At 35.2% G+C, this 6,534-nt stretch carries 1 protein-coding gene; it reads left to right on the forward strand.

The genetic code is table 11. The annotated features are described in order from the left end of the window. Positions 1-199 precede the first annotated feature (199 nt). A complete protein-coding gene (locus tag F7734_RS59920; protein WP_155753624.1) occupies positions 200-6,388 on the forward strand; it encodes a hybrid sensor histidine kinase/response regulator in 6,189 nt (2,062 codons plus the stop codon). Positions 6,389-6,534 lie beyond the last annotated feature (146 nt).

Raw genomic sequence — 6,534 nt, forward strand, 5'->3', positions numbered from 1 at the left:
ACTCGCAGGAACCTTGAACGAACTCAGTCGATAGGTTTATTCATTCTGATTTTGATCGTTTATCAAACAATATAAATATTGAAACATTGTTTGTTAATCTAAAATCAAGTCGGAAAAGTCGGGTTTGAAAATGAGATTGAGTATCTAATACGAAGATTTTATATAGTAACAACTTATACGTATATTTAGCTCTACCGTCATGCTCACAATTCCCAATTATCGAATTATTCAACAGCTTTACTCAGGTTCCCGCAGCCAAGTATATCGAGCTATATGTGCGTCCAACGAACAAAGCGTAATTCTTAAACTACTCTGTTCGGAGTACCCTACCCTAAATCAACTGATGCAATTTCGCCATCAGTACAATATTGCTAAAAATCTCACATTACCTGGAATAATTAAACATCTAAGTTTAGAAAAATACCGAAATAGTTATTTATTAGTTTTAGAAGATTTTGGAGGCATTTCCCTATCTGATTATATGCGTGTTAAGAATGAGAGAGAAAACTTTTCTTTTTCCAACGCTTTAAACTTAAATCAATTTCTAGATATTGCTATTCAGATTGTTCGGATTCTAGAAGCCCTACACCAAAATGGCATTATTCATAAAGATATTAAGCCGCAGAATATTTTAATAAACCCAGAAAGTCAAGAGATAAAAATTATTGATTTTTGTAATTCCTCTCTTTTACCCAAAGAAAACCCAGAAATTATTAACCCTAATGTATTTGAAGGGACTGCTGCTTATATGTCCCCAGAACAAACAGGACGTATGAATTTAGGAATTGACTATCGTACTGATTTTTACTCTTTAGGTGTTACTTTTTACGAATTGCTAACCGGACAACTACCCTTTGAAAGTAACGAAGCAATGGAGTTAGTCCATTGTCACATTGCCAGGATACCAATTTCCCCAATATCAATTAATCCAGCGATAGGAAAGGTGTTAAATGATATTGTCCTGAAACTGATGGCAAAAACGCCTGAAGAACGCTATCAAACTGCTTTAGGATTGCGGGTAGATTTAGAAAAGTGTCGAAAACAACTTGTAGAGAAAGGTAATATTACACCATTTAAACTTGCTCAAAATGATATTGGCTCCCGCTTTATTATTCCAGAAAAACTCTACGGCAGAGAAACCGAAGTAGCTACACTGTTAGCTGCTTTTAACCGAGTGTCACCAAGAGAAAACGTGGAGATAGAACCAACTCATCAGTGCTCTACCTTAGCAGCATATAGCACAATTCAAAATCCCAAATCTCAAATCGAATTGATGTTAGTGGCAGGATTTTCAGGTATTGGAAAAACAGCAGTCGTTAATGAAGTCCACAAGGCAATAGTACGTCAAAGGGGTTATTTCATTAAAGGGAAATTTGACCAATTTCAGCGCGATATTCCCTTTTCGGCTTGGGTACAAGCATTACAGAATTTAATGCGACAACTATTTGCTGAAAGCTTTATTCAAATCGAGACATGGAAAGCAAAAATATTAACAGCTTTGGGTACGCAAGCTAAAGTGCTGGTTGATGTAATTCCCGAATTAGAACTTTTGATTGGTAAGCCACCTGATATATCAGAATCAGCAGGAAATGTGGGACAAAATCGCTTCTATCTGCTATTTCACAAATTTATTCAGGTGTTTGCGACAAAAGAGCATCCCTTAGTGATTTTTTTAGATGACTTGCAGTGGGCAGATACAGCTTCTCTAAAGTTGATGGAATTGTTAATGAGTGAAACTAATACAAGTTATTTATTACTTATTGGTGCATACCGAGATAACGAAGTTTCTGCTACCCATCCTTTAATGCTAACCTTGGATGAACTAAAAAAAGTTAATGCTAGAGTTAACAAAATTAGCTTAACTCCTCTCAATAAATCCTCTCTGAATTGTTTAATTAGTGATACGTTAAACTATTCAAAAAAAACATTGCATCCTTTAACGGACGTTGTATGTGATAGAACAAAGGGGAATCCTTACTTTGCAACTCAGTTACTCAAATCTCTTCACGAACAAGCTTTAATTTACTTTACTTGTAAAAAAAATAAGGGAGTTTGGCAGTACAACCTTAACGAAATTAAAGCGATTTATACCAGCGATAATGTTGTTGAGTTTATGGCAAATCAGTTGCAAACACTGCCTGTCAATACCTTGGATGTTTTAAAAATAGCAGCTTGCATTGGTAACTCCTTTGATTTGAATACTTTAGCAATTGCTTCTAGGCGATCGCCAGACGAAATAGCCACTGCATTGCTCCGAGCATTACAAGAAGGCTTAGTCATTTCTCAAAGCAAAAATTACTTTTTAAAAGACGATGAGATTTTAAAGTTAAAGAGTCAAAATTTACAACAAATTTATTATAAATTTGGACATGACCGAGTGCAACAAGCTGCATATCTTCTAATCCCCGAAGCTCAAAAGCAGTTAACTCACTTAGAAATTGGGCAATTACTTTTAACTCATATTCCGCAAGAGGAACGAGAAAAAAGAATTTTTGATATTGTCAATCAGTTAAATTATGGATGGGAATTACTCAAAAATCAAACTGAGCGAGATGAACTAGCTCAATTAAATTTAATCGCTGGACGTAAAGCTTTAGCTTCTACTGCTTATACTGCTGCTTTGAAATATTTCCATTTTGGCAAGAAACTTTTAGCAGCAGACAGTTGGCTTCATTTATATGACTTAACACTGGCATTGTATGAGTCAGCAGCAGAAGCTGCATATCTCACTGGTAATTTTGCAGAAACATCTGATTTGGTAGAGATAGTGCTGCAACAAGCTAAGACAGTGTTAGATAAAATGAAAGTCTATGAAATCAAGATTAAAAATTATCAAAGTCAGAATAAACCACTAGTAGCGATTAAAATTGCCCTAAGTGCTTTAGCACTTTTGGGAATAAATCTTCCCGAACAACCCAGCGAGTTAGATGTTCGGTATAGGCTGGAGAAAATGAGGGCAAACTTAACTCTTCAGAAGATTGAGGAATTAATTGACTTACCGGAAATGACAGATATTGAAAAGCAATCTGCTATGCGAATATTTTCAATTATTACTTCTTCTCTGTTTAGTACCAATATTGAGCTATTATCGCTGGTTGTATTCAAACAAGTCAATTTATCAATTCAATATGGGAATTCTTTAGAGTCTGCGATCGCCTATATTAATTATGGATTAATCCTCTGTGGCAGATTGGGAGAAATTGATTCTGGTTATCGATTTGGTCAACTTGCTTTAAATCTGTTGGATAAGTTAAAAAATCAAGAACTGAAAACAAAAATTATTTTTTATACTAATGCATGGATAAAACATTGGAAAGAGCATCTCAAAGAGACATTAAAAAATTTTTTGAATGCTTACACTAATGGTTTAGAAACTGGAGATTTACAATTTGCTGCTCTTTCTGCTTACTTATACTGTAACACTTTATTTTCTATGGGTAAGGAACTGTCACAAGTTCAGCGTGAAATAGCTAACTATGGTGAAGTTCTCACTCAGATGAAACAAAAAGCAACTTTAGAGAAGTTGCAAATATATGAATATGCTGTGCTCAAATTAACGGAAGTCAATGAACAAGATGACAATAAAAAATTGATACTCGATCGCCCAATCGAAATTAATCACAAAACTGCATCATGCCAAGTATACTGCAGTCAGCTTATGTTAAACTATTTGTTTAACAATTACGTTAAAGCTCTGGAAAATGCGGAAAATGCTGAAAAACTTTTAGCTGGTGTAACATCTACAATAGTTGTTCCAATTTTTTATTTCTACGATTCTCTAGTTAGGCTAGCAATATATTGCGATCGTTCAAAAGACGAACAAAAAAATCTTCTGAAAAAGGTAGAAGCCAATCTGGAAAAAATGCAGGCGTGGGCACATCATGCTCCTATGAATTATTTGCACAAATTTGATTTAGTGAAGGCAGAACAGCATCGAGTTCTGGGTGAAAACGTTCAAGCAATGGAATATTATGACAAAGCTATTGCCGAAGCTAAAGAACATGAGTTCTTAAATGAAGAAGCTCTTGCTAACGAACTAGCTGCTAAATTTTATCTAGCATGGGGAAAAGAAAAAATTGCCAAAGTTTACCTGACTGAAGCTTATTATACTTACTTTCACTGGGGTGCTTTAGCCAAAGTAAAAGATTTAGAAAATCGCTATCCTCATTTACTAGAGCGCATTGAATTTGATAAACAAGGTAACTCTGATGCCAATGGCAAAGTTAATAAAATTAATACGGCTAATGCTATTTCTAACTCTAGAAAAGCTTCAGAAGCTTTAGACTTAGCGGCGGTGATGACAGCTTCTCAAGCTATGTCAAAAGAAATCAATTTAGAAAGCTTGCTTTCTACTTTAATGCAAGTAGCTATCGAAAATGCTGGAGCTTCTAAAGGCGCACTTTTCTTGCACGAGCGGGGTGATTTAACTTTAGAGGCGATCGCTCTTTTAGAACCAGGGAAGCAGAAACAAAAAATTATAGTCAATCTGCAGCCATCAGTAGCAATCCCTGCGGAAGGCTACACCAACCCCCCAAAAGAAATACCCGCCAGCATCATTAACTATGTAGCACGCACCCAAGAAATTCTATTACTTGACGATGCTACCATTGAAACGAATTTTGCAAATGATGTGTATATCATCCAACAACAACCAAAATCAGTTTTATGCATTCCTATTCTAAACCAAGCCAAACTAATTGGCATCCTCTATCTAGAAAATAATCTAACTGTAAAAGCTTTTATTCCCAACAGAGTGGAAATATTAAAGTTACTATCATCTCAAGCTGCTATTTCGATAGAAAATGCCCGTATTTACAATAAATTAGAACAAAAAGTTAAAGAACGTACTGCCGAATTAGAGATTGCTAAACAAGAATCTGAAGCAGCGAACCATGCTAAAAGCGCTTTTATTGCTAACATGAGCCACGAGTTGCGAACACCTCTGAATGTCATCTTAGGATTTTCTAACTTAATGAGGAGTAATAGCAACTTATCGGCAGAAGAACAAGAAAATCTTAGTATTATTAATTCCAATGGGGAACATCTGTTGAATCTAATTAACCAAGTGCTGGATCTCTCCAAAATTGAATCTGGACGAATGACACTTAACGAAAGTAACTTCGACCTTTACTACTTACTAGCCGATGTAGAAAATATATTTTCTTTCAAAGCTAAGAAGCAAGGGTTACAGTTACTTTTTGAATGTGCTGAAAATGTTCCTCAATATATTTCTACAGATCAACTCAAGTTGCGGCAAGTCCTAATCAATTTGTTGAATAATGCCATTAAATTTACTCAAAAAGGAACTGTATCTTTCAAAGTAAAATTGAATAATCCACTAGAGATATTGCCTGCCAAGTATCTACAGTCTCAATGTCAAATCATCTTTGAAGTTGCAGATACAGGTGTTGGTATTGCTCCTCACGAACTAGAAAAATTATTCAAACCTTTTGGACAAACTTCTTCAAGCCAACAAGTACAAGAAGGAACAGGATTGGGATTAGCTATCAGCCGTCAGTTCATTAATTTAATGGGAGGTCAAATAACTGTAATCAGTGGCGGCAGAGCTTTTACACCAGATTTAGAAAAATTGGCGATCGCTTCTCAAGAGAAATTTCATAACGAAAAAACTTCTTTATCTATCTTTAACACAACCTTCATATTTGATATTAGACCTAAAGTTATTGATAGTGCCGAAGTTGAAAACAAATCCCTACCTATTCGCGTTATTGGTTTAGCTCCCAATCAACCAAAATATCGAATGTTAGTCGTTGACGATAATGAATACAATCGTCAATTACTACTTAAAATTTTGGGACGCTTAGATTTTGAGTTGCGAGAAGCAAATAATGGTCAAGAAGCAATTAAAATTTGGGAAGCGTGGGAACCCCATCTGATCTGGATGGATATGCGAATGCCAGTTATGGATGGTTATGAAGCAACTAAACACATTAAAAGCACGACCAAAGGTCAAGCTACAGCGATAATTGCTATTACTGCCAGTGTTTTAGAAGAACAGAAAGCGGTGATTTTGTCAACTGGTTGTGATAATTTTGTTCGCAAGCCATTTCAAGAAAAAGTCATTTTTGAAATCATCGCTCAACATTTAGAAGTTCGTTACATCTATGAAAAAGAAACCTTACCTCATCAAGTTCTTAATTTACCTGCCGAACCGTTGAATTTCAACGAATTTCTGACAGCTATGCAAAAAGATTGGATTGTGCAATTACATAAAGCCTCTCTTGATGCTGATTCCGAACTGGTTCATCAAATGATTGATGAAATTCCGAAAATTCACACATCCACAATTCAAATACTTAGAAAATGGGTAAATAACTTTGATTTTGAGAAAATTCTGGATAGGGTGGAACTATTTTTAGATAATTAACTGATTTTTTCTAAATTTATTAAATTTGACAGAATCGCCGAACATGATTAACTTTAAAATGACGGGCATCAATACTTGTCAGACAGGTAAACAATGAAATTACGTAGGTTGGGTTGAGGAACGAAACCCAACATTTACAAGCATTT

It is taken from the genome of Scytonema sp. UIC 10036 (genome assembly GCF_009725235.1).

Bases quoted from the DNA above. Each gene is read 5' to 3' on its own strand.
- F7734_RS59920 (WP_155753624.1), top strand. From the start codon at position 200: ATGCTCACAATTCCCAATTATCGAATTATTCAACAGCTTTACTCAGGT.